Here is a 23096-nt window from a genome sequence, read left to right as displayed (position 1 = left end):
CGCGCCAGAACGGGTTTGCTGGCACAGATACACTGGCGGACCAGTCTCTACAAGTAAAAAACTATCGGCTTTCTTCGATAATCGCCATGCCCCAGGGTTCGAGCGTGACGGACTTATTTGATTGAACAGTCTCATTCGACAGGAGTTCTTTACCAGTCTTGTACGGATAAGTTATGGTGCCGGGTGTAGCCGAGTAGTTGAAATAGTAATGAATCATGTTGCCCTGCTGATTGACGCCGGATTTGGTAATGAGCGGGAACCGGGTAGCCTGGTCAGCACCCCATATACCCGCTTTCCTGATCACATTTTCAAGCACTTTTTCCGTAACGGCGTTGCTGGTCAGGCAACCGACGTATGTTGCCGTACCCTTTCCGAAGTCGTTCTGCGTTATGGCTGCGTACGTTCCCCAAACCGGATGCTCGTAATAGGCAAGTACCTTCGCTGTAGTTGGTGTTACTAATTCCATCCACGTTTTTACGATGTTATCAGCCGCGCCAACCTTGAACGGATCCCCTTTGAGCGTAACCTGGTCGGGAATCGTAAATTGGCTGTAGGTCATACCGCACGCTTCCTGAATGATGCCCGGCTGACGAGTTGTCCGGACTTTTACGTACTCATCCGAAAAGCCGCTTTTGAACGTATAGTACACATGGCCGCCATTTTTCACGAAGCGATTCAAGCGTTCCAGCAGCGAATCGGATGCGGCATAGAGGGCGGGTACAATCAACACTTTATACGCTTCCAGGTTTGACGTCGATGGATCAGCAAAATCAACGCTGACGTTCATTCGATACAGGGCGTCGTAGATAGGACGGGCAATGTCGTTCCACTTTTCTTTAGCCCCCCAACCGAAACTGAACGCATTGAAAGCCGTTTGCGCTTCACTGCTGGCCAGGATAGCGACCTGATTGGTCTTTTTGAGATTGACCAGCTTATTGCTTAGCCGGGCGAAATCACGTCCGATGGTCTGCGCTTCAGTATAGGTCGGATTCGGTTCGAAATCGTGGCTCAACAGCCCTTTCCAGTAGGTTTCCGCCGAGTTATGAATCGAATGCCAGTGCCAGTATTCAAGCATATTGGCCCCCGACGCCAGATGGCTGAACGCCTGTAGCCGCAACTGACCGGGGTAAGGCACCCACTGCGGAAACCCCTGTGCTTCGGTCTCGATGACAAGGTAATTTTTTCCCCCTTTCATTGACCGGGCTACATCGCCACCGAGCGAAATTTCGGCTCCGGTGAGTTGGCCCTGGGTCGGATGGTAGATGTCGATACCGGCAATATCCATAGCTTTGGCAGCGGCAAAATGATCGACCTCCGTCTGAAGACCATAGGAATAACCACGCCAGTCGAGGTCGAAATTCTGCGTTACGAACTGGCCGGGCTTTTTGTATTCGTTAACAATTTTCGCCTGCCAGGCCAAGTAATCGGTCACGAGTTGGCGCTGAAAACGGGCGAATTCCGAACTTAGACTCGCGTTCACCGTACCAACCGCCGACGGAAAATCGTCCCAGCTATTGATCCGATTGCTCCAGTAATCGAGCCCGAACGCTTTATTGAGTTTGTCCAGCGACGAAAATTTCGTTTTCATATACTCGACAAAAAGCTGCTGAACGGCTGGCCCGGCGGTGTTATACGCCTTCGTTTCGTTATCGACCTGATAACCAATAATGGCGGGATGGTCTTTGACGTGTTCCATGATTTTTCGGATGACCCGTTCGGCATGGATACGAAAATTTTTGTTCGAAATGTCCATGTTCTGGCGAGGCCCGTACCGGTTCGGCCCAGTGGGCGTAATGGCCAAAACATCCGGGTATTTACGAACCAGCCAGGTCGGTACGGCGTACGTGGGCGTTCCAATAATGACCTGAATGCCGCCCTTGTGCATCGCATTCAATACCCGGTCGATGTGCGAAAAATCGAATACACCATCCTGAGGTTCAACGGTACTCCAGGTCGATTCAGCAATACGGACCACGTTGATGCCCGACTCGTTCATCATCGCTACGTCTTTCTCCAGCCGTTCGTAGGGCATGTATTCATCGTAATAGGCCACCCCGAACAGTAGTTTTTTCTGGGCCGATGACTGGGCCATGACCGTGCCTGCAATCAGCAAAAAGGCCGATAGGAGCAAATAATCCAGTTTGTGCATTAGGTTGGGATAAGGAACGTGTAAATTGCAGCTTGTGCAAGGTACTGACTATCGCAACGTCGTCAAAACACGAGCGAATGGGACCAAAGCCAACCGAAAAATTCAGGAAAGTCTGTAGTGCAGTAGAGTATTTATCAACCGGATTCACTATTTAGTGTAAGTAGTCGGGTGATACTGCATCAAGGAACCCACTGCTGAAGTAGCTATAAACCTAACAAACCAATGCAGGCAACACCCGTATCTGGCCAAACGAAGCCAGCCACATTTACCGACAGTAAATACCTGATCACCTTAATCTTCGTTACGTCACTGTTCATGTTCTGGGGGATCGCCATTACGATGGGCGATGTGTTGAACAAGCACTTTCAGCATGTGCTGAGCCTCACCAAGACACAATCGGCCTTCGTTCAGTTTGCTATTTTTGGCGCTTATTTTGTGATGGGTATCCCCGCCGGACTGTTCATGAAACGGTTCGGTTATAAAAACGGGGTGTTGTTGGGTCTTTCGCTGTTTGCTGCGGGTTCGTTCCTGTTTGTTCCGGCGGCAGCCGCGGCTTCGTTTACCTATTTCGGCATTGCTCTCTTCATCCTGGGCTGTGGCATTTCAACGCTCGAAACGGTAGCGCACCCCTTTGTGGCGTCCCTTGGCGACCAACGGACCAGTGACCAGCGCATTAATTTTGCGCAGGCGTTCAATGCTTTGGGTGCCATCATCGGACCGGCGATCGGCTCCTATTTTCTGCTGCGAAACAACACCGAAGGAAGTACGGATCTGACGTCCGTTAAGACGCTGTATATCGTTATTGGTAGTGTTATTGCGACCATCGCCATCCTGTTTTCATTCGTAAAAGTACCGGCTCTGACGGACCCACATGCAGCCGTAGCTGATCCCGAGGCTGCCAATGTTGACGTTGAACCGGGCAAATCGTTGTTCGCGCACAAGCACTTCATATGGGCCGTAATCGCTCAGTTTTTCAATGTGGCCGCGCAGGGTGGAACCTGGGCATTTTTTATCAATTACGGTCACGAGAAAATGGGTTTCACAGATGAACTGGCGGGTCGCTACATGATCCTGTTCATGGCCCTGATGCTGGCCGGACGGTTCGTGGGTACGTTCCTGATGCGGGTTATTGCGCCCCATTCCTTACTGGCAATTTTTGCCGCCTGCAACGTGGTGATGTGTCTGATCATTACGCAGAGCTTTGGCTGGCCTTCCTTCATCGCGTTACTGATGCTCAATTTCTTTTTCAGCATCATGTTCCCCACCATTTTCAGCTTAGGACTGAAAAATCTCGGTGCCCATACGCAGCAGGCGTCTTCGTTTATTTCAATGGGCGTTGTTGGTGGAGCTATTTTCCCATTTTTGATGGGCCTTGCCGCGGAGAAAGATGTTGCCAATGCCTATTACCTGCCCATCATCTGTTACGCGGTCATTTTCCTGTTCGGCGCGAAGTTCTACAAGGTGAAGTGATAAAATTGCTGACAAGTTGCTGGTAGCCATTTTGATACCTACTTTTTGCGCCCAACGAAACAACGCTGATCGTAGCGCACAATCAACCCCTATATGCAAACTGAACTGACAACACGCACAGGCAATCAGGGTGGGCAGGAACTGGTTTTTGAGAGCCGGTATGCCACATCGCCCAATGAAGTAAAAGGGATGAATACCGACCAGCTTCGGCAGAATTTCCTCATCGGGAAGTTGTTCGTCGCCGATCAGTTCCAGTGGGTGCTGTCCTTCTTCGATCGGTATCTGACGGGTGGTATCATGCCGATAGAGGGCCCCGTAACGCTAACGACTCCCGACCAGCTAAAAGCGGCCTATTTTCTGGAACGGCGCGAACTCGGTATCATCAACGTGGGGCGGTCGGGCCAGGTTGTGGTCGATGGAGAACGCATCGATCTGGACTATAAGGAAGCGTTATACATCGGTCAGGGAACCCGAGATGTCCAGTTCATATCGCATGAGGCCGCTACGCCCGCCAAGTTTTACCTGAATTCGACACCCGCTACCAGAAATTATCCCACCCGCAAAGTGTCGCGGACCGATGCGGAGGTTGTGGAGTTGGGAAGCATGGAAACTGCCAACCATCGTGTAATCAATAAGTTGCTTGTCAACAGTGTATTGCCAACCTGTCAGTTGCAGATGGGCATGACCGAGCTGAAAACGGGTAGCGTTTGGAATACGATGCCCGCCCATACGCATGATCGACGTATGGAAGTCTACTTTTATTTTGAGGTGCCCGACAACCAGGCCGTCTGTCATTTTATGGGTCAGCCCCAGGAAACCCGCCACATCTGGATGCAGAATGAGCAGGCTGTTATCTCACCGAACTGGTCGATTCACGCCGGGGCCGGCACGTCGAACTATACGTTCATCTGGGGCATGGCTGGCGAAAATCTCGACTACAGCGACATGGATTTCTGCGCGATTACTGATTTAAAATAAAATGAGATTTTCGTTTGTTTTGAGCGTTCTGATTAGCCTGTCCGGAAACATAATCGGTCAGAACGCTATGCTGAAAATTACTAATCCGGGTAGTTCATCGCTGACTCAGACGGTAATCGAGATTCCCTGGACAACTGTAAAAAAAGCATATCCGCAGGTAGACACGGCCCAACTCCAGATCACGGCATCCGGGAAAGAGGTCGCTTATCAGTTTGAGCGCCGGGGCGAAAAAAGTGTCCAGAATCTACTGGTGCAGGTGTCGGTTGGACCTAAACAAACCATTCAGCTTGCCCTGTATCGGGGCAAGCCCGGGCGCGTAGAACCGAAAACCTACTGTCGCTACGTGCCCGAACGCTACGACGATTTTGCCTGGGAAAATGATAAAGTAGCGTTTCGGATCTACGGCGCGGCACTCAACGGTCGCTCCGACAATGCCTATGGGTCCGACATCTGAGCCAAACGGACCAGTGCCCTGATTCTTGACAAGTGGTATAAGCAGAACGATTACCACAAAGACCACGGTGAAGGACTGGACTATTACCACGTTGGGCTTACGCTCGGCGCGGGCGATATCGGTGTTTTTCTGAACGATTCGATCCAGTATATTCACAACTATAAGTCGTGGGAAATTCTGGACAACGGTCCGTTGCGGTCAACGTTTCGGGTGAAATACGATCCGTATACGTTCAACGGCATCACCGTTACCCAAACCAAAACGATCTCGCTGGATGCGGGTTCGCAGCTGAGCAAAATACGTGTCGACGTGGTTCATACAGGGCCACCGGTGTTGCCGATGGTGGTTGGCATCACGCTCCGTCCCGAGGAGAGTCCCCTGTTGCTGGACGAAAAAACAGGTATCCTCGGTTACTGGGAGCCGAAACATGGCGACGATGGCACGATTGGCGTTGGGTGTGTCGTTGAAACGACTCCCGTTCCGATGATGCGCAACTACCAGCACGGACTGGCTAAGCTCGGCGTTAAATCGGGTAGCGCCATTACCTATTATTCGGGCGGTGCCTGGGACAAAGCCGGACAGATTACGTCCAGCGACGCCTGGTTTTCTTACCTGCGTCAGTATGAGGCTCAACTGAAAAACAAACCTGTCGTGACGGTAGGAAAGTAAGTCCACAAGTTATCGTTCGCGATTTCGGCTAGGCATTCTGTAGACGATCTTTTACTACTATCCATAAACCTATGACTACCGTACTCAATACATTTTCGCTGGCCGGAAAACTGGCACTTGTTACTGGCTGCAAACGGGGTATTGGCAAAGCTATGGCGGAAGCACTAGCCGAAGCCGGGGCCGACATTATTGGTGTTTCGGCGAATCTCGAACGGGACGGGAGTGCTGTTTCACAAGCGGTGGAGCAACTTGGCCGTAAATTCTACGCCTATCAGGCTGATTTTGGTAATCGGGAATCCCTCTACGCCTTTATCAAACAGGTGAAGAATGACCATCCAGTCGTCGATATTCTGGTCAACAATGCCGGGACGATCTTACGCAAACCAGTCGCCGAACACCCCGACGAGTATTGGGACGAGGTGATTGCGATCAACCAGACGGCTCAGTTTATTCTCACCCGCGAGATTGGCAAGGATATGGTCGAGCGGGGGCGTGGTAACGTGGTTTTTACGGCGTCGCTGCTGACGTTTCAGGGTGGTGTCAATGTGCCGGGTTATGCGGCCAGCAAAGGAGCGATCGGTAGTATGGTCAAGGCATTCGCCAACGAGTGGGCGTCGAAAGGGGTCAACGTCAACGCCATTGCGCCCGGCTATATAGCAACCGATAATACCGAAGCCCTCCGTGCTGATCCGGCGCGGAGTAAATCCATTCTCGACCGCATTCCGGCGGCCCGCTGGGGTGAACCCGACGATTTCAAAGGACCCATCGTTTTCCTGGCGTCCGATGCGGCCCGCTATGTTCACGGCACCATTCTTACCGTCGATGGTGGCTGGATGGGCCGCTAAACATAACCCGGACTCCCGGACCGGCAGTCCGGGTTATCGGCAAACGTACACCGTATCCAATGGAGTCGTGCCTATCGTTTAGCTAACGCAACAATATCGTTCACTTCCAGAATGGGCTTTTCGTAACCCAGCGTTACCGACTTAATCATGGCTAAGGCCAGCTCCTGCAAGGTAGAAAAGCCAGCCGGATAGAGTGCTCGGCCAATTGGGTACAGCCAGGCGATAAATTTGTAATAGCTTTTCACGTTTCTCAGGCCGGGGGTAGGCTTCATAAAACCCGGACGGAACATATAGGCTTTTTTGAACGGTAACTGCATCAGCGCATTTTCGGTCGCGCCTTTCACCCGCGCCCAGCCAATACGCCCCTGCTCGCTACTGTCCGTACCGCTTCCCGATACATAGCCAAATGTCATGTCTGGATTTAGTTGCGCCAGGAGTTCGGCTACCCGAAGCGTGAGGTCATAGGTCAGTCGGCGGTATTCTGCTTCGTCCATGCCAACCGATGAAACCCCGAGACAGAAGAAGCAGGCATTATAGCCCGTCAACTGACTGGCAATTGGTGTCAGGTCGAAAACGTTCGTGTGAACGATTTCGCGCAGTTTCGGGTGCGATACGCCACCGGGTTTTCGGTTAATAACCAGTACCTGTTCAACATCCGGACTCAGCAGACATTCGTGCAGGACGCCTTCGCCTACCATGCCGGTAGCGCCCGTTATAATTGCTCTGATTTTCATACGTAATTGATAAGTAGCTCCGATGGAGCGGTCAGGTTCGTTCGTTACCGGAATTGGATAAACGGACGGGTTTGCCTACTAAACCGCAAATTCGGGCAATTGTATGCATACTTTCTCATTTGTTCTGTACATTTCTATAGTGCTGGACCCAGTTACCTTTTATCTGAGTAGATGCCAGCCTCTATGGGTAATTCGACTTTTTGGCGAATAAGTTCATCGTTTGTGCCTATACTTGTTCAAGAATCTTCTAATAAAGCCAGAATACAATCATGAATCGCCTTTATTGCCTGTTGCTGCTGCTCATACCCATGTGCTCCTATGCCCAGAATCCGGATTCAACCTGGTTTCGAGCGAATTATATCAAGAAGGAGCAGTACATTCCAATGCGGGACGGAACAAAGTTGTTCACATCCATCTACATGCCGAAGGATAATGCCGAAAAGCACCCGATTCTGTTATCCCGGACACCGTATTCCTGCGCTCCCTATGGCGAAAACGCGTACCGGCCTTTCTACGGCAACCACTATAAAGAGTACCTAAAAGAAGGCTACATCATGGTCGTGCAGGACGTGCGAGGCCGCTGGATGAGCGAGGGTGTCTTCGAAGATGTGCGTCCCTACAAAACCGATAAGAAAGCGAACGATTTCGATGAAGCCAGCGATACGTACGATGCCATCGACTGGCTCGTCAAAAACCTGCCAAATAACAACGAAAAAGTAGGGGTATTTGGCATTTCCTATCCGGGCTTCTATTCGACCATGGCCGCATTGAGTAACCACCCGGCGCTGAAAGCCGTTAGCCCGCAGGCACCCGTTACGGACTGGTTCATGGGCGACGATTTTCACCACAATGGTGCGTTCATGGAAATGGATGGCTTCAATTTCTACCTCCGTCGCGGGTTCGGCTTTCCCCGGCCTAAACCAACAACCGTTGGGCCCAAGGGGTTTCCGGTTTCGACCAAAGACAGCTACGAGTACTTTCTGCGCAGTGGTGCGCTGCCAAACCTGACCCGGTTTGCGGGCGACAGTGTGCGATTCTGGAATGAGATGATGGAACATCCCAATCTGGATGCCTGGTGGAAGGCCCGTAACGTCCGGAATTTCGTAGGCTCCATTTCGCCCAACATTGCGACGCTGGTTGTGGGTGGTCTGTTCGACGCGGAGGATTGTTTCGGTGCCTGGGCGACCTACGCAGCCATTGAAGGCAAAGCAAAAAATAACAACAAAATCATTATGGGACCGTGGTTTCATGGGCAGTGGGCGGGCCGCGGCAGTGATGGATCGTCGCTGGGAAATGTGCAGTTTGGGAGTCCAACCAGCACGTATTACGCGGAAAATGTCGAGGTTCCGTTCTTTAACTTTTACCTGAAGGGCAAAGGCAGTATTGATAAACTTAAAGAAGCGAACATCTTTTTTACGGGCGAAAATAAATGGCATCAGTTCGACAAATGGCCACCGGCCAGCGTAACCGAACAGGCTATGTATCTGCAACCCAAAGGTGGACTAAGCTTCACCCGGCCATCGGCCGGCGGAAAAGAGACGTTTACGGAATACGTGAGCGATCCGGCCAAACCGGTTCCGTATACGGATGGTATCAAAGCGAACCGCACGCGGGAGTACATGACCGATGACCAGCGATTTGCCGCCAATCGGCCTGACGTACTGGTCTTCAAAACAGACGTGCTGACCGATGATCTGACGCTGTCGGGGCCGCTCGTCGCCGATTTGATGGTGAGCATGAGCGGGACCGATGCGGATTTTATCGTCAAACTAATCGACGTGTTTCCCGACGATTTTCAGTACAAACCGAATGACGCATACATTATGAACGGCTACCAGATGCTGGTTCGGGGTGAGGTGTTCCGGGGGCGTTTCCGCAAGAGCTTCGAGAAGCCGGAAGCCTTCGTACCCGGTCAGGTCAGTGAGGTCAAGTACACCTTGCCCGATGTGGCGCATACGTTCAAAAAAGGCCACCGCGTCATGGTGCAGGTGCAGAGTTCCTGGTTCCCGCTGGTTGACCGTAATCCGCAGACGTTCGTCGATATTTACCACGCTAAAGACAGTGATTTTCAGAAGGCTACGATAAAAGTGCACCACAGCGCCAACGCAGCCAGCAAAATCATCCTGCCGGTCAGCAAATGATAGTTTCTGTGTCAAGACGCAAGGTGTTGCGTCTTGACATATACCTGCTTTTACCCTGTATTTAATCAATTTATCACGTATGACCACTAAACTACCTTACCGATTTGTGCTGGCCTTTGTGGGCTTGCTAATGACCCTTTCGGCTGTTCAGGCTGCGAAGCCGCTGTCTACGATAGCCCAGTTAACGGCTGAGTGGCAGCGCGCCAAAGAATACACGAAGGAATATCTGGATGCGATGCCCGAAGACGGCATGGGCTACAAACCGACGCCCGAAATTCGCAGTTTTGCCGAGCAGATGCTGCATCTGGCCAACGCAAATTACAACTTTGGGGCTACTGCCAGCGGGAAAACCAATCCGTTTCAGGGAAAGAAAATGGAAGAGATGGCAGATCTCAAAACCAAGGCCGCGCTGACGAAAGCCGTTATGGATAGCTACGATTTTATGATCGATGCCGTCAAAGGAATGAGTGATGCGCAACTGGCCGAAACCGTGAAAATGGGGCCACGCGAAATGACACGGGAGACCGTACTGGCAAAAGCATTCGAGCACCAGACGCATCATCGGGGTCAGACAACGATCTATATTCGCATGAAAGGTGTTAAGCCACCCAACGAAAAATTATTTTAACGAGCAAAATCAGCACTGGACAGGATTACAAAAGAAAGTCACCGGATGACTCAGAGTCATCCGGTGACTTTCTTTTGTAATCCTGTCCAGTGACTCCTCTTTCGAAACCCCTGTTGACCAAGGCTGTCGGCAGGGGTTTATTGTTGATTGTTCAGCCCATTCAGCAAATACTCAAGTCCGTTTAGCTTGATTTCGAGCATGGTCTGTAGCAACATGCCGAGTTTGCCCGGCGGAAATCCTTTTTGAGCAAACCACTCCAGATAGGGCATGGGCAATTGACGAAGGAGTTGACCTTTGTGCTTGCCGAAAGGCATTTGATAATGAACGAGTTCACGTAGTATGTTCGGATCGCCGTGTGCTATTTCTTCCGCCATTGGGTAACTGGGTAAACAGGATAACAAATCAAGTTACGACAATTGCCTGAATTTGTCGGTGATAGAAGTATTCAATGGACCGGAAACAACTAAAACGAAGCGATGTTATACTAGCTAATCCTCCTATGCCCCGCTTTTTAAAAGTCACCGGGGATGGGGCGACTTGTCACTATACGTTAATGAAACCATCGCGAAGAATTCAGCTGCCGATTGCACTGGCGCTGCTTCTGGTTATGACGCAATGCCAGAACGTGGATACCGGGCCACCGAAATCAACCGGCTTTGATCCCGCAATTCCGCCACAAATTTCGTATCTGGCCGGATCGATAACCTTTCAGTTACCCGAACTGGAAGCCAAAATCAATCGGGAGCTTGACCCCGTTCTGGTAGGGAAAGAGACGAAAGGAGGACTGTTTTCGTTTCGGGTAGAACGGTCGGGACCCGTGCGTATTCAGTATGTCAACCAGCAGATTCAATTTTCGGCGCCACTGCAACTATGGTTGAATCAGCCATTCAGTTCGGGCGACGAGTCTCAGAAGAAACCGTTTTGTTCCCTCAATACGAATTTTCAGAGTCCGTTGAGTGTAACAGCAGACTGGCGACTTTCCACAAAAGTCAAGTTCACTAGTTTTAACTGGATCAAGAAGCCTGAGATTCGGATACTGGGCAGAGAAATTCCGCTGGCTGATCTGGCTCAGAATGTGCTGGACAAGCATCGATCATCCATTGAGCAAGCCATCGACTCGGCGATTTACGGCGATCTGCGGCTCGACAAGACCGTAAGCCCAATCTGGCAAGCCATTCAAAAACCCATATCGCTCAACAAAGAATATGGGCTGTGGTTGTTGCCGAAGCCGATCAGTGTGGCCGCCAGTCCCATCACAGGTAATAACAAGCAAATAACCACGCATTTACGAATTGCTCTCGAAACAAAAACAGCGTTGACCGCTGAACAGCCAAAATCGCCGGATGTGCCACTCCCGCCCTTGCAGAAGCGGGATACCGTGTCACAACTGGCCGAGTTACACGTTATGAATTTTATTCCGTATGCTACCATTAACCGCACGCTGACCAGTACGCTGGCAAAAGAACCCAAAAAGTTGGCACTGGGTATATTGACCATTAATAAAGCGGCCGTCTATGGCGGGCAGCGTACCGTTATCGTGAAAACCGAGGTTAGCGGGCTGATTGATGGCGTATTGTACCTTCGGGGCCGTCCTGAGTTCGATACGAAAACGAATACATTGCACGTCAAGGAGTTGGACTTCGATGCTGTAACGGATGACGCTTTGTCGAAATTAGTGGGATCGATCGTGCACAGAGGGTTGCGGAAAGCGCTCGAAAGTATGCTGACGATACCGTTGGGTGATAAGATTGCGCAACTACCCCAGCTGATCAATACCGCGTTTGAGAAGGGTCCGGGAAAAACGACGGATCTGGGAATCGAATCGTTTCAGTTTATACCGCAGAAAATTGCAGTTCGACCCGACGGCATCCAGGTGCCGATTACGGTTAAATCTAAAGTAGCCGTGCAGATCCAAAAACTATGAACGGTAAGCGGTCAGTTGCTTACATTTTATCTGATATAACGTAGTGAACTATGGGTATTCTGATTGGTATAATAGTCCTTGTTATTGGCGGGCTGGTCTGGCAATATGTACAGCGCAAAGCGGTGGATGCGTTGCCTTTACCCGCCACGTATCCGCAACTGTTGCAGGATCATGTCGCGTACTACCGTTCTCTGAGCGACGACAAAAAGCGGTTATTTGAAAATCGGGTCAACCAGTTTCTACACCACACCAAAATTGAAGGTGTCGGTACGACCGTCGACGATCTGGATAAAGCACTGGTCGCTAGCAGCGCCATCATTCCTATTTTCGGATTCGATGACTGGTCGTATCCATTGACCGATGTGCTGCTCTACGAAGATCGATTCAACGCCGATTACCAAACGACCGGCGAAGACCGGAATATTCTGGGAATGGTGGGCGAGGGGGGTGCCTTACAAAGCACGATGGTGCTGTCGAAACCTGCTTTGCATGATGGGTTTGTCAACGAAACCAGCAAAGGCAATACAGGTATTCACGAGTTCGTGCATCTGCTCGACAAGGCCGACGGGGCTACCGATGGCTTACCGGAATACATGCTCGAAAAAGAGCACGTCAAACCCTGGTTACAACTCATTCACCGGAGTATTCAGGACATCAAAGCCAACCATTCGGATATCAATCCATACGGCATTACGAATGAAGCGGAGTTCTTTGCTGTCGTGTCCGAGTACTTCTTCAAGCGACCTGATTTGTTGCAGGAAAAGCACCCGGAGCTATTCCTACGGCTGGAAGAAATCTTTCGGCAAAATCCAATAATGCCCGGTGAAGCCGTTGCGCACTAAGCAAACAGCGTCAGGGTTGTCCTCCCAACGCCATTGAAATTTTTTAGGTAAAGCGAAGTTAAAACAGCTTTACCTTGTACCGATACCGGCCCCGGAAGTACTCGCGCATTTTGAGCACCTCTCTCGACTGGTCCGAAATCCAGAAGGTAGCGTAGGCACCCTGCTGCCCGTAATCGATCTTCAGCAGCCAGCAATTGACCTTGGCATTTCCACCAACGGGTAATGCTTCTTTGCCCGTCACCGTCAGGCGGTAGTAGCTGGATTTGGGTGTGCCCGGTTCGTAAAAGGCAACGGCAAACGCCTGACCTACTTTTTTGAGCGGCAGCAAGGGCAGAATCTCTAGATCCATCGGAAATTCGAAGGCTGGTGGAGTCATCACTACGCTGAAACTACTGTCCTTCGCTGTTCGGCGGCTGGCAGCCGGAATGGTGACCGTATTACCCGAAAAGACGAAGTTTCGAGTGCCGCGCTTCGCATAGGTGGCATTGTGGGTTAACGGAGCGAGTGAGGGTACTAAGCCTGTTGCCGTCACCTGAGCGATCAGCGAATCTTTCTGAAACCATTGCCAGTCGAACTCGTAGGTTTTCTGTCCGGTGGCTGATGTGGAGAGTAGGATCGTCCGATCCCAGATGTCGGCGGATGTCAGGCGTTTGCCAGTGCTGTCTTCAAAAAACACCGCATACGAGCGTTTGCCTTCCTTGAACGCTGCCATGTTCAATTTTAGCGTCGATGTGTTGATGGTGTCAATCTGTGCCTGTGCCGACAGAAAAGCCCCACAAAGCAGGCTAGTTAGTAGAACGAGTTGTTTCATACATAGACGATTTGTAGTGAATGTGGGCGACAAGATAGCCACCGACGTAGCATGGTTCTGCGTAAATTCCTCTACCGAACGTGGGCGCTGATGATTGACGCTATTTGAGGATGAATGGTGTCGTTTGTGGAGCCGCCGAACACGATAAAGTAGCGTCATTTCGCTGATATGCGCATTTTTATTGCTTATTTCGTTAAAATACTGTTAGCTATGAAAAAATTAGCCTCTCTGACACTAAGCCTGTTGCCTTCGTTGCTGTGGGCCCAAAGCGGACCTTACACGATTCAAGGACAATTAGGGACCTCCGGTTCTCCCGCCAAAGCTTACCTGCGCTACATGGCAGGAAGCACGGTAAAGCTCGACTCGACAACGATCCAGAACGGAAAGTTCGAGTTTAAGGGCTCGGTCGAGAACCCAATGAAAGGTAATCTGCTGGTTGTCAAAAACGGAGCAAGCCTGAACAAGAACACGTCGGTTCCGTCGATCAGCCTGTACCTTGAACCCGGTACGATCAAGGTTATCAGCCCGGACTCGCTCAAAAATGCGCTGGTGAGCGGAACGCAGCTTAACGTAGACAACCAGAAGCTGGAAGCGTCGCTGAAAACGACCCGCGAGAAAATGGAAAAATTGATGCAGGAGTACCGGTCGGCTACGCCCGAACAGCGCAGCAAGAAAGAGTTTGAGGAGTCGATCGACAAACGTTACGAAGCCATTGAAGCCGAGCAGAAAGCGGTGTATGCGCAGTTTGTAAAAGCCATGCCCAAGAGTCTGGTGAGCCTCGACGCGCTGAAATCGTTCGGTGGTTATGCCCCGGAATATGGCGATGTTAAGCCGGTATTCGACGGACTCGATGAAACCGTCAAGAACAGCAAAGCCGGTCAGGAATATACCGCTGTCATGAACCGGATCAAAGCGACGTCGGTAGGGGAGATGGCACCCGATTTCACCCAGGCCGATACGTCCGGAAAAGCGGTTGCCTTACACGATTTCAAAGGAAAGTACGTGCTGGTCGACTTCTGGGCGAGTTGGTGCGGACCCTGCCGGGCCGAAAATCCGAACGTAGTAAAAAACTACAACGAGTTCAAAAGCAAAAACTTTACGGTACTCGGCGTATCGCTAGATCGTCCCAATGCGAAAGAAGCCTGGCTGAAGGCCATTCATAAAGACAATCTGACCTGGACGCAGGTGTCGGATCTAAAATTCTGGGATAATGACGTTGCCAAACAATACGGCATCCGGGCAATACCGCAGAATTTCCTGATTGGCCCCGATGGTAAAATTGTAGCCAAAAATGTTCGTGGTGAAGCACTTGGTAAAAAATTGACCGAAGTATTGGCTGGTCAACCCTAACCGGGATTTGATTAGTACGAACACTTGCACTACTGTGTTTTTGTACCACTAGCTCAACACTTTATCCATTGTCTGAAAAGGCGTGTTAAGGATGACGTGTACTAAAGCACAAATAGTGAATGGTGGGTATATACAAAGCCTGGCTGATGCCGGGCTTTTGTTTTTACAACAACCAGAAGTCAACCACTTCGTTCGTTCTTGCCCGTACCGATTACTGGAAAACAAGGGTTGGTTTTGTTGACTCGAATCCTTATTACTTTCTGCTTCTTTCTGTCAAGCCGCATCCCGCCAGGTTGTATAGGGCATTGAGCACGCTATTTACCAGCAATTAGCCGGGTCTTCCTGAGATCCGGTTACTTTGTACGGTAGGTAGACCATACAGATTTGGTCATACGCTGTGCAGACAGCAGGCTCTACGCAGCCGATCCGAGCGAGACCGAATGTGGTTAAGTCGGGAGTCATCCTAAGCTATATTATACATACGGCCTAGAGTGGCGTTTGCTGGCTGATCGTTCGCCTACTTAGACCTATTGAGTTTAGTCGAAATGAAGTAGATATACCCAGTCTGATAAACCGTGTTCTGACGCTATAGACCGTATTTGTGTATCCAGTTACCTAGGTTTTTTTACTAAGATAACCATCTAATAAATTAAGGAAAACTCTAAAGATATAACTTTAGATAAAGGGATATTACTTTGTATAATTGTTACTGTTAAGCAAACAAAATACACCTAATTAAACAAAATATGGTACTTAATTCGAACGTCCTGCTCTATTTAGTGAGCCTGCCGATGCGGATACTTACGGGGCCCTTGTCTTTTCAACGATTCACCAACAAGCCGGGCTGTCCTCACTGCGGTAGCCGTCTTGACAGCGACCGTACATCCAGACCGTTTTTACTCAAAAACGTGTTATTTTTTCTGCCTCTGAAATCCTACAAATGTATGCGTTGTGGTCGAAAACACATTCGGTTTTAGAGTGGCTCATCAGTAATAGATAGTTTTTAGCTTCTGCCCTAGTTCTCAACATTGGTTGTTTACGTTTACGAGTATGTAAACCAATGCGTATGAAGTATAACTTTTTTGTGAATCTATAGGCTGGCAACTTGTTAATCACCGATTATAAAGATTACTTAAGGTGTATTGAGTAAAAATACTTACTTTTACTATCATAACACTAAAGAGGAAAATCTACAAAGCCTGGCCCGTCCTTGAGGTTAGGCTTTTTTGTGTTCAGCGTATAAGCCGGGCTGCTTCGTCTCGCTCGATCTTCTGTGAAAGAGGAAATTTGCCTGCGGGTACGGTGGCAGTTGGCACTAGTCACAGCTTTAACAACATCATACTAAACTTGATCCTTCAGTGCTTGACCTGGCAGCTGACCCGATGCAAATGAAGCTAGTCGAACAGCGCTGACAGTGGTAAGCTTTGACCGGAAAAGCGAAGAGCACTACTTTTACCAGCTTGGAACGGGGCTTTCGCTCGGGATGCATTTCTCCGCAAATAGGACACTTCTTGGAGAACGAAGTATGACGATATAGATAGACGATACTAACAAGTATCCATAAGGCCGACAATGCAACAAGTATGTTAAATCCGGTCATGGCTTCTATCAGGTTGTGACACTGAAAAGTAGACATGATGCTCAGTATGAGCTAATCAAATTTTGATGAATTGATCGAACGGCCTTAGACGAGTGAGACCAGCCACGTCAATGCCAGATAAAACAGGTAGCCGCTGATCAACGTTACTAACGTCCAGGGACCAGGCAGGAGCCAGTTGATTTTGAAAGTCATAATAGGATTTTACAAAGGGTAGGCTTCTTCTACATTTCCAGAATCATTGCTTTGCCCACCGGGAGCACAGCTGCAAAAAGGCCTAGGATGAGCATGGATCAGCTGACACTTGTGTTTAGATTTTTTATGATCAGGTTGCGCCGAAGAAAGCGTGTTAATAAGACCCGAAAAAGAAAATAAGTAACGACGACCCGACGAAGAAAACTGGAATTGCTCAGCCCCAATCGCGACCAATGCCGCTCCTGTCAACTCGATGAATGCGTGCCGTTAGTTTTTAGAACAGAAGCGTTTAGAAAATGAGCGTCGCGTCGAACCTGATAACTGGTTTAACCACAACAAGGTCTGTATGGGCAAATCGGTAGCCTGACCGCTGATGCATCGTAAAGCTGCTGCCTTGGTAGTGAGGCCGGTCAACAACAGACAAAGAGTCCTGAGAAGCTTAACGTGATCAAACGATCAATTTGTTGGCAGTCAATCCAACAACTGGTTGTTCGGGATAAAAGATAGGCAGACGAATAATGACTGGCGTTCGTCGGGAGCGGAAGGAGATGTGCAGGTTGGTCAGGCAAGCGTGAATTGATTATGAATAAGGCCGGTCGAAACTCGACCGGCCTTATTTTATTTGTAACTGCCATTCACGAACAGGTTCCCGTCTTCGGTTATGGAGTAACTTTCAACATCTTCGTATTCTTTTATTTCATACTTGTCCGAGGCCCCCACTGGGTATTTTTCCTTGAAAAGAGCTTCTGCCTGTTCACGTGTTTGATTAACGAAAACGGCAAGATATCGATATTCATCGTTCTGATACACGATAAGAACAACGGGACTGGGACTGTTTAAATAGGCTGCGGTTTGCGTTTCCATAACGACGATAAGTATGTATGATAACCCTACAACGAATAACCAGAACAGGTGTTTTTTTTGAGTGAATTAAGTGATAAAAGGCTACTAGCCTACTTCTTCCGGGTACGTTGATCCTGCCTGGCTATACGCGCTTTCTCCATTCCCGTTGTTGATCGATATCGTCTGGCGTTGACTGAGCAGCCATCGTCCACGCCTGCTGTTGTACGCTATGATAATGAGTGACTGAATCGATCGCGAAATGAACAATTCTCACCCATTTTTTCTGGTTTCTATCTATACAACTGATGTTAGTTTAATAATTATTTAATGTAAGACTGCTGGTATACGTAGGGATAAATACCTAGGTTTGTTTCCGCATCAACGCTTACGGTATGAGACAGCTTTTATTCATTGGCAGATATCTAAAAGCATTTCTGTTACCTTACTCGGTCTGGGATGCTCGCAGACTTGTTCATATCGCTAAGCAGACGGGTTACAGTTATGACGATGTTCAGAAGGTTTGGAATCGATTCTGTGATAATCCCGACTCTTATCATATCACACTCACGACGCTGAACAACGCTAGACTCACCGGGATGTCCATTGATCATGTCATCCTTAATCAGAAGATTTAGCGTTGCGCAGGTTGAGCCGCTGGGTTTAATAGCTAACGTTTCGCAGTAACAGCCTGCTGTCGTTCGTCCGGAGTCGAATTGCACAGGCGTAGTACTGTTCTTACCCCGTACCGTTTCCCCCTCAATACGGAACGGCCAGGCAAGACTGGTGGCTAAGGATTAAGTCGGTCGTGTGATCGCCTGGATAGCTATGTCGTTTCATGCGCCGGAGAAGGTTTATTTTTCGATGAAATTGGATGAAGCCAGGTAGGTTAGACAGATTCTAATTCCAAATTGACTAGTGAAAATAAACTATCGAGCAGGCACCTTGTCTTAGAAGTGCTCAACCTGTGAGGTTGATTAACGCTAAAACGAACGATGCTTAAAAAGGTAGTTGCTTATCTGTCTGGCTACGGAAATTACACCTACATCAATTACCACGATGGAAGCCGGATACTAAGCACATTAACCCTATCCCGTGTTCTGGAGCAACACACCCACTTCATTCGTATCCACAAACATGCTGCCGTGAATCCGGACTGCGTAAAGCATTGGCGAATGATGAAAAAGAAACATAGTACAGTTATTGTTCACTTTGGGGACAGCACCCACGAATTAGACATTGCCCGTCGGCGTGTCGATACCGTCAAAGCACAGCTTGATGCAGAGGTCGTGGAATGAGCCGATTGAGGTTGTCAGCGAGGGAGAGATTCGTTTCTTTACATGATGTATGCCATATCTTCAAGATACGGCATACATCATGTAAAGAAACGGACCCGGATCATCTATTGTATTACATACGTACCTGAATGTCAGCTGGTAACGAAAATACCTGCTTCTGGCGAATGTCATCGGATGAAGCTCCGACCATGATGGTGAAATCGCCCTTTTCTGCGACCCAGTGCATGGCGGGATTCAACAGCATCAGATCGTCGGCCCGTAATTGAAACGTGACCGTTTTCTGCTCACCCGCTTTAAGATGTACGCGGGCAAATTTTTTGAGTTGCTTCGACGGGCTGACTACGGAACTTACGTTGTCACTGACATACAATTGAGCGACTTCATCACCGTCGCGACCGCTCGTGTTTTTCAGCGTGAACGTTGCCGTAACAAGCACATTAGTAGGAGTTGGGGCCACCTGAATTTGCAAACTGCCGTACTCGAACGTTGAATAGCTCAGACCATACCCGAACGGAAACAAGGGACGGGCATCCATTTCGACGTAATCGTGCCGGGCCGGGTTTTTGTAGTTGTAATAGACAGGCAACTGGCCGACTGATTTAGGCACTGAAATCGGCAGACGACCCGCCGGATTGTAATCGCCGAACAACACATCGGCAATCGCATTGCCACCTTCCTGACCGGGATACCAGGCATCGATAATGGCAGGTACATTGGCATTGGCCCAGTTCAGATTGAGCGGGCGACCTTTGATTAAAACAAGGACCACGGGTGTTCCGGTTTTTACAACGGCCTGCAACAGTTCCAGTTGTCTGCCCATCAAATCCAGACTGGCCCGGTCGAAACCCTCGCCACTTTCCATATCGCTCACCGACGTTGCCGTGACTTTGGCCGCGCCGGTACTTTGGTATTCCGTCTTGAAATCACGCGCGCTGGACCCGCCCAGCACGACGACCGCTACCTCCGCTCGTTTGGCGGCTTCAACGGCTTCGGCAATGGAATTGGTCATTGTATCGCGGATCGCGCACCCGCTGACGTAGTTGATCTGGGCGTTGGTACCGAGTTTATTGCGAATGCCCTGTAAAACGGTCACGACTGCGCCCTCGGCCTGGGGAGCTGTATAGTCGCCCAACTGGTTGTACACGTTGTCGGCATTGGGCCCGATGACCGCGATGTTTTTTACGTATTTTGTGAGAGGAAGTAGTTTGTCGCTGTTCTTGAGAAGTATGACCGATTCGCGCGCAACCTGCCTGGCCAGTTCTACGTGCTTCGCTGTTCGGGTTCCAGCGCCCGCTTTTTCGGGACTGACATAAGGTGACTCGAATAATCCCATGGCAAACTTCATCCGTAAAATCCGGCTTACCGCTGTATCCAGTACTGCTGTGGTAACGGCACCTTTATCGACCGCTTCCTGGAGTGCTTTTCCGAAACCATACCCACCCAGATCCGAATCCAGGCCAGATTCAATCGCTACTTCAGCCGCGTCGGCGGGGGTACTGGCAATCCGATGATTACTCCTTAACCCTGAAATACTGCCCAGATCGGAAACGACATACCCAGTAAACTTCCACTGATCGCGCAATACGGTCTTCAATAAAAACGGGTTTGCCGAACAGGGAATGCCATCGATGGAGTTATACGCCGTCATGACCGACAAGGCTCCGGCTTTGACCGCATCCCGAAAAGGCGGCAAATAGACCTGAAACAACTCGCGCGTGCCGGGGCTGACACTCCCCCCGTTATGACCACCTTCGGGAACGCCGTACGCCGTAAAATGCTTCAGCGTGGAGATGATGTTGACGCCACTGTTGAGATTCATACCCTGAAATCCGTTGACCATGGCAATACCCATCTGACCATTTAGAACCGGGTCTTCGCCGTAGGTTTCCTCCACACGCGACCACCGGGGCTCCCGGGCCAGATCGAGCACGGGGCCATAACCCGCATGTGCGCCCTGTAATCGGGTTTCTTTGGCAATCGTCGTCGCCATCTGCTGAATCAGAGCGGGGTTCCAGGTGCTGCCCTGGCCTAATGCGGTCGGGAAAACCGTCGTGCCAATTGCCATGTGCCCGTGTGGACATTCTTCGGCCAGTAGCAGCGGAATACCCAGACGTGTGTTTTCGATTACGTACTTCTGGAGCGCGTTGGTCGCGCGGGCTGCCAGAGTCGGATTCAGGCCGGTTTTCAGCGTTTTCTGCGTCCACGGATCAGCCCGTAGCGTTGCCCACAGCATACCGATCCGCTGTTCGCTGACCGCCTTTTTGAATTTCTCACTCACCTGGACCGAATCACCCTGCTTTTCGTACATCTCCCAGCCTAGCAGCGTCGATAGCTGACCTACCTTCTCCTCCTTCGTCATGCGTTTGAGGAGATCGCGGATACGGCTTTCGATGGGAGCCGACGCGTTCTTGTAGAGCGGGGGCGTATCAGCCGGAGGGGAGTAGGCTGACAGGTAAAGTGAGGCCAGGGCGGCCATCGCAATGGCGGTAAACTGAGGACGATTCATCGCGAATGATACGGATAAATCAGGGGCTGGCAATGCCCAACACCAGCATTTTATGGAAGATCGTCGAAAGATAGAAGGATATAGTAAATTAATTTAAAAACTAATAAGCCCTTATCGTCATGCCGTTCTGGTAAAGTAGCTACTGACGCCGTGTCGTGTCCGGGCCAGGCACTGGCTTTACCCAGACAAAATCGAAACCTTTGAATCGACTCCCGAGTTATTGCCGAGATAGTTTTTAACTCAACGTATTTATGGCAGATGGACAAAAGACCGCGCTGGTTACAGGCGGTTCGAAGGGAATTGGGTACGGCATTGCCGAAGCCTTGATTCAGCAGGGAATTAATGTAGCAATCACTAGTCGGTCAGCGGAAAGTGCCGCAGCTGCGGCTGAGTCACTCAATCAGATCAAGCCGGGCAGTGCGCTCGGTATTGCCGCCGACGTGCGGGATTTAGCTTCACAACAACAGGCTGTAGAGGCTGTATTAGCCCAATGGGGACAATTGGATTATGTGATCGCCAACGCGGGTGTTGGGCATTTTGCCCCGATCCAAGAGCTGACACCCGAGCAATGGCACGAAACAATCGATATCAATCTGACCGGTGTATTTTACACGGCTAAAGCGACGATCGATGCGCTGATAAAGACAGAAGGGTACTTCATCACTATTTCGAGTCTGGCCGGAACGAACTTTTTCGAGAAAGGCGCGGCCTATAATGCCAGCAAGTTTGGATTAGTGGGCTTCTCACAGGCAATCATGCTTGATCTACGGAGCGAAGGTATTAAAGTGACGACGATTATGCCGGGTTCTGTAGCGACCTACTTCGATAATCACCAGCCCAGCGAGAAAGACGCGTGGAAAATCCAGCCCGAAGACATCGGACAGATGGTCGTTGATCTTATCCGTATGCCCGCCCGTACGTTACCCAGCAAGATCGAAGTTCGCCCAACCCGACCCGGCGGTAAGTAAGTGGTGATTGAGCGATTGGTGATTAAATAAATTCAATGCGCTAATCACCAATCACTCATTCGCTCTTTTACTCAACTCCCAGCCACTGGATTGCTTCTTCGTTTCCTTTCTGTTTGGCGAGATCGAGAGCCGTCAGCCCTCTGGCGTCCTGAATCGATTTGTCGGCACCAGCATCCAGTAGTAATTTAACCAGTTGATTTCGCCCGAACATCGTTGCGAACATCAGTGCTGTGCCCTTGGTCGCATTCTGGCTATTCAGATCAGCGCCTTGGTCGATCAGCAGTTGGGCAATCTCCGTGTTGCCTTTGAACGAAACACCCATCAGTGCCGTATTGCCGCTGGCGTCCTGCGCGTTAACATCAGCCCCCGCGCCCAGCAACGTTCTGGTCGCGTCAACGTGACCATCGTAGGCGGCAACGATCAAGGGCGTAAATCCTTTCTCATCCCGAAGGTTAAGATCGATTTTTGTGTCAATTAGCTGTCTGATGGTGGCAACGTCACCCCGGCGGGCAGCATCGAAAAAAAGAAGTTCAGGTCGGATGGAATAAAAAGACATCGACGTAGTGTGTTGGGTTATCGACTTTTGTTTAGAACTCATAACCAGCCAAACCGGATAATGTCTTTTTGACGTGCTAATAAAAACAGAAAAGCACCCGCCCGAACGCCCGAATTATACCCCAAAACGAGTAGGAATACC

At 50.0% G+C, this 23096-nt stretch carries 17 protein-coding genes and 1 pseudogene; 11 read left to right on the top strand and 7 right to left on the bottom strand.

Features of this window, described 5'->3' with window-relative positions; all coding sequences use genetic code 11:
• Nucleotides 1–61 precede the first annotated feature (61 nt).
• Entirely contained in the window at nucleotides 62–2149 is a 2088-nt protein-coding gene (locus tag GK091_RS16435) for a beta-galactosidase (protein ID WP_212592965.1), read from the bottom strand.
• A gap of 222 nt (nucleotides 2150–2371) precedes the next feature.
• On the opposite strand from GK091_RS16435, the gene fucP reads away from it, so the two are divergent.
• The 4 genes and pseudogenes from fucP (at nucleotide 2372) to GK091_RS16410 (ending at nucleotide 6565) form a co-directional block, all read left to right on the top strand.
• Nucleotides 2372–3619 (top strand): L-fucose:H+ symporter permease, encoded by a 1248-nt coding sequence (fucP, locus tag GK091_RS16430; RefSeq protein WP_164040352.1) that lies wholly within the window; start codon nucleotides 2372–2374, stop codon nucleotides 3617–3619.
• Between the two features lie 93 nt (nucleotides 3620–3712).
• Entirely contained in the window at nucleotides 3713–4597 is an 885-nt protein-coding gene (gene kduI, locus GK091_RS16425; RefSeq protein WP_164040349.1) for a 5-dehydro-4-deoxy-D-glucuronate isomerase, read from the top strand.
• A 1-nt stretch (nucleotide 4598) separates the two neighbouring features.
• Nucleotides 4599–5720, top strand: a pseudogene (locus GK091_RS29595) (DUF4861 family protein).
• A gap of 71 nt (nucleotides 5721–5791) precedes the next feature.
• A complete protein-coding gene (locus tag GK091_RS16410) occupies nucleotides 5792–6565 on the top strand; it encodes an SDR family oxidoreductase (protein WP_164040347.1) in 774 nt (257 codons plus the stop codon).
• 71 nt (nucleotides 6566–6636) lie between these two features.
• Here the strand turns inward: GK091_RS16410 and GK091_RS16405 are convergent, their stop codons facing one another.
• Entirely contained in the window at nucleotides 6637–7299 is a 663-nt protein-coding gene (locus tag GK091_RS16405; RefSeq protein WP_164040346.1) for a Rossmann-fold NAD(P)-binding domain-containing protein, read from the bottom strand.
• Between the two features lie 269 nt (nucleotides 7300–7568).
• On the opposite strand from GK091_RS16405, the gene GK091_RS16400 reads away from it, so the two are divergent.
• Nucleotides 7569–9440 carry a CocE/NonD family hydrolase gene (locus GK091_RS16400; protein WP_164040345.1) on the top strand — a complete coding sequence of 624 codons (1872 nt, stop codon included), beginning with the start codon at nucleotides 7569–7571 and terminating at the stop codon, nucleotides 9438–9440.
• Nucleotides 9441–9519: 79 nt separating this feature from the next.
• On the top strand, nucleotides 9520–10068 hold the full coding sequence (locus tag GK091_RS16395; protein ID WP_164040341.1) for a DinB family protein: 549 nt from the start codon (nucleotides 9520–9522) through the stop codon (nucleotides 10066–10068).
• A gap of 137 nt (nucleotides 10069–10205) precedes the next feature.
• On the opposite strand, the gene GK091_RS16390 is transcribed toward GK091_RS16395, so the two are convergent.
• A complete protein-coding gene (locus GK091_RS16390; RefSeq protein ID WP_164040338.1) occupies nucleotides 10206–10442 on the bottom strand; it encodes a DUF3820 family protein in 237 nt (78 codons plus the stop codon).
• Between the two features lie 179 nt (nucleotides 10443–10621).
• On the opposite strand from GK091_RS16390, the gene GK091_RS16385 reads away from it, so the two are divergent.
• Together GK091_RS16385 and GK091_RS16380 are read left to right on the top strand one after the other, a co-directional pair.
• Nucleotides 10622–11992 carry a DUF4403 family protein gene (locus GK091_RS16385; RefSeq protein ID WP_164040335.1) on the top strand — a complete coding sequence of 457 codons (1371 nt, stop codon included), beginning with the start codon at nucleotides 10622–10624 and terminating at the stop codon, nucleotides 11990–11992.
• Between the two features lie 50 nt (nucleotides 11993–12042).
• Nucleotides 12043–12834: a M90 family metallopeptidase gene (locus GK091_RS16380; RefSeq protein ID WP_164040333.1), complete on the top strand. Its 792-nt coding sequence runs from the start codon at nucleotides 12043–12045 to the stop codon at nucleotides 12832–12834.
• 58 nt (nucleotides 12835–12892) lie between these two features.
• Here the strand turns inward: GK091_RS16380 and GK091_RS16375 are convergent, their stop codons facing one another.
• Complete coding sequence (locus GK091_RS16375; protein WP_164040330.1) at nucleotides 12893–13645, bottom strand: hypothetical protein; 753 nt, start codon at nucleotides 13643–13645, stop codon at nucleotides 12893–12895.
• 210 nt (nucleotides 13646–13855) lie between these two features.
• On the opposite strand from GK091_RS16375, the gene GK091_RS16370 reads away from it, so the two are divergent.
• Nucleotides 13856–14995 (top strand): TlpA disulfide reductase family protein, encoded by a 1140-nt coding sequence (locus GK091_RS16370; RefSeq protein ID WP_164040328.1) that lies wholly within the window; start codon nucleotides 13856–13858, stop codon nucleotides 14993–14995.
• A gap of 2410 nt (nucleotides 14996–17405) precedes the next feature.
• Here GK091_RS16370 and GK091_RS16365 read toward each other — a convergent pair.
• A complete protein-coding gene (locus tag GK091_RS16365) occupies nucleotides 17406–17651 on the bottom strand; it encodes a hypothetical protein (protein ID WP_164040326.1) in 246 nt (81 codons plus the stop codon).
• Between the two features lie 971 nt (nucleotides 17652–18622).
• On the opposite strand from GK091_RS16365, the gene GK091_RS16360 reads away from it, so the two are divergent.
• Nucleotides 18623–18925, top strand: coding sequence for a LytTR family DNA-binding domain-containing protein (locus GK091_RS16360; RefSeq protein ID WP_164040324.1), 303 nt, complete (start codon nucleotides 18623–18625; stop codon nucleotides 18923–18925).
• Nucleotides 18926–19037: 112 nt separating this feature from the next.
• Here GK091_RS16360 and GK091_RS16355 read toward each other — a convergent pair whose 3' ends face one another.
• Entirely contained in the window at nucleotides 19038–21431 is a 2394-nt protein-coding gene (locus GK091_RS16355) for a glycoside hydrolase family 3 N-terminal domain-containing protein (protein WP_164040323.1), read from the bottom strand.
• A gap of 251 nt (nucleotides 21432–21682) precedes the next feature.
• On the opposite strand from GK091_RS16355, the gene GK091_RS16350 reads away from it, so the two are divergent.
• A complete protein-coding gene (locus GK091_RS16350; RefSeq protein ID WP_164040321.1) occupies nucleotides 21683–22399 on the top strand; it encodes an SDR family oxidoreductase in 717 nt (238 codons plus the stop codon).
• 67 nt (nucleotides 22400–22466) lie between these two features.
• Here GK091_RS16350 and GK091_RS16345 read toward each other — a convergent pair whose 3' ends face one another.
• The gene (locus tag GK091_RS16345) at nucleotides 22467–22955 is read right to left on the bottom strand and encodes an ankyrin repeat domain-containing protein (protein ID WP_164040318.1); all 489 of its coding nucleotides are present in this window, start codon (nucleotides 22953–22955) and stop codon (nucleotides 22467–22469) included.
• Nucleotides 22956–23096: the final 141 nt, after the last annotated feature.

Source organism: Spirosoma agri, from assembly GCF_010747415.1.
GTDB lineage: Bacteria > Bacteroidota > Bacteroidia > Cytophagales > Spirosomataceae > Spirosoma > Spirosoma agri.
This window is presented reverse-complemented; position numbering and strand designations above follow the sequence as displayed.

Bases quoted from the DNA above. Each gene is read 5' to 3' on its own strand.
- GK091_RS16435 (WP_212592965.1), bottom strand. From the start codon at position 2,149: ATGCACAAACTGGATTATTTGCTCCTATCGGCCTTTTTGCTGATTGCA.
- fucP (WP_164040352.1), top strand. From the start codon at position 2,372: ATGCAGGCAACACCCGTATCTGGCCAAACGAAGCCAGCCACATTTACC.
- kduI (WP_164040349.1), top strand. From the start codon at position 3,713: ATGCAAACTGAACTGACAACACGCACAGGCAATCAGGGTGGGCAGGAA.
- GK091_RS16410 (WP_164040347.1), top strand. From the start codon at position 5,792: ATGACTACCGTACTCAATACATTTTCGCTGGCCGGAAAACTGGCACTT.
- GK091_RS16405 (WP_164040346.1), bottom strand. From the start codon at position 7,299: ATGAAAATCAGAGCAATTATAACGGGCGCTACCGGCATGGTAGGCGAA.
- GK091_RS16400 (WP_164040345.1), top strand. From the start codon at position 7,569: ATGAATCGCCTTTATTGCCTGTTGCTGCTGCTCATACCCATGTGCTCC.
- GK091_RS16395 (WP_164040341.1), top strand. From the start codon at position 9,520: ATGACCACTAAACTACCTTACCGATTTGTGCTGGCCTTTGTGGGCTTG.
- GK091_RS16390 (WP_164040338.1), bottom strand. From the start codon at position 10,442: ATGGCGGAAGAAATAGCACACGGCGATCCGAACATACTACGTGAACTC.
- GK091_RS16385 (WP_164040335.1), top strand. From the start codon at position 10,622: ATGAAACCATCGCGAAGAATTCAGCTGCCGATTGCACTGGCGCTGCTT.
- GK091_RS16380 (WP_164040333.1), top strand. From the start codon at position 12,043: ATGGGTATTCTGATTGGTATAATAGTCCTTGTTATTGGCGGGCTGGTC.
- GK091_RS16375 (WP_164040330.1), bottom strand. From the start codon at position 13,645: ATGAAACAACTCGTTCTACTAACTAGCCTGCTTTGTGGGGCTTTTCTG.
- GK091_RS16370 (WP_164040328.1), top strand. From the start codon at position 13,856: ATGAAAAAATTAGCCTCTCTGACACTAAGCCTGTTGCCTTCGTTGCTG.
- GK091_RS16365 (WP_164040326.1), bottom strand. From the start codon at position 17,651: ATGGAAACGCAAACCGCAGCCTATTTAAACAGTCCCAGTCCCGTTGTT.
- GK091_RS16360 (WP_164040324.1), top strand. From the start codon at position 18,623: ATGCTTAAAAAGGTAGTTGCTTATCTGTCTGGCTACGGAAATTACACC.
- GK091_RS16355 (WP_164040323.1), bottom strand. From the start codon at position 21,431: ATGAATCGTCCTCAGTTTACCGCCATTGCGATGGCCGCCCTGGCCTCA.
- GK091_RS16350 (WP_164040321.1), top strand. From the start codon at position 21,683: ATGGCAGATGGACAAAAGACCGCGCTGGTTACAGGCGGTTCGAAGGGA.
- GK091_RS16345 (WP_164040318.1), bottom strand. From the start codon at position 22,955: ATGTCTTTTTATTCCATCCGACCTGAACTTCTTTTTTTCGATGCTGCC.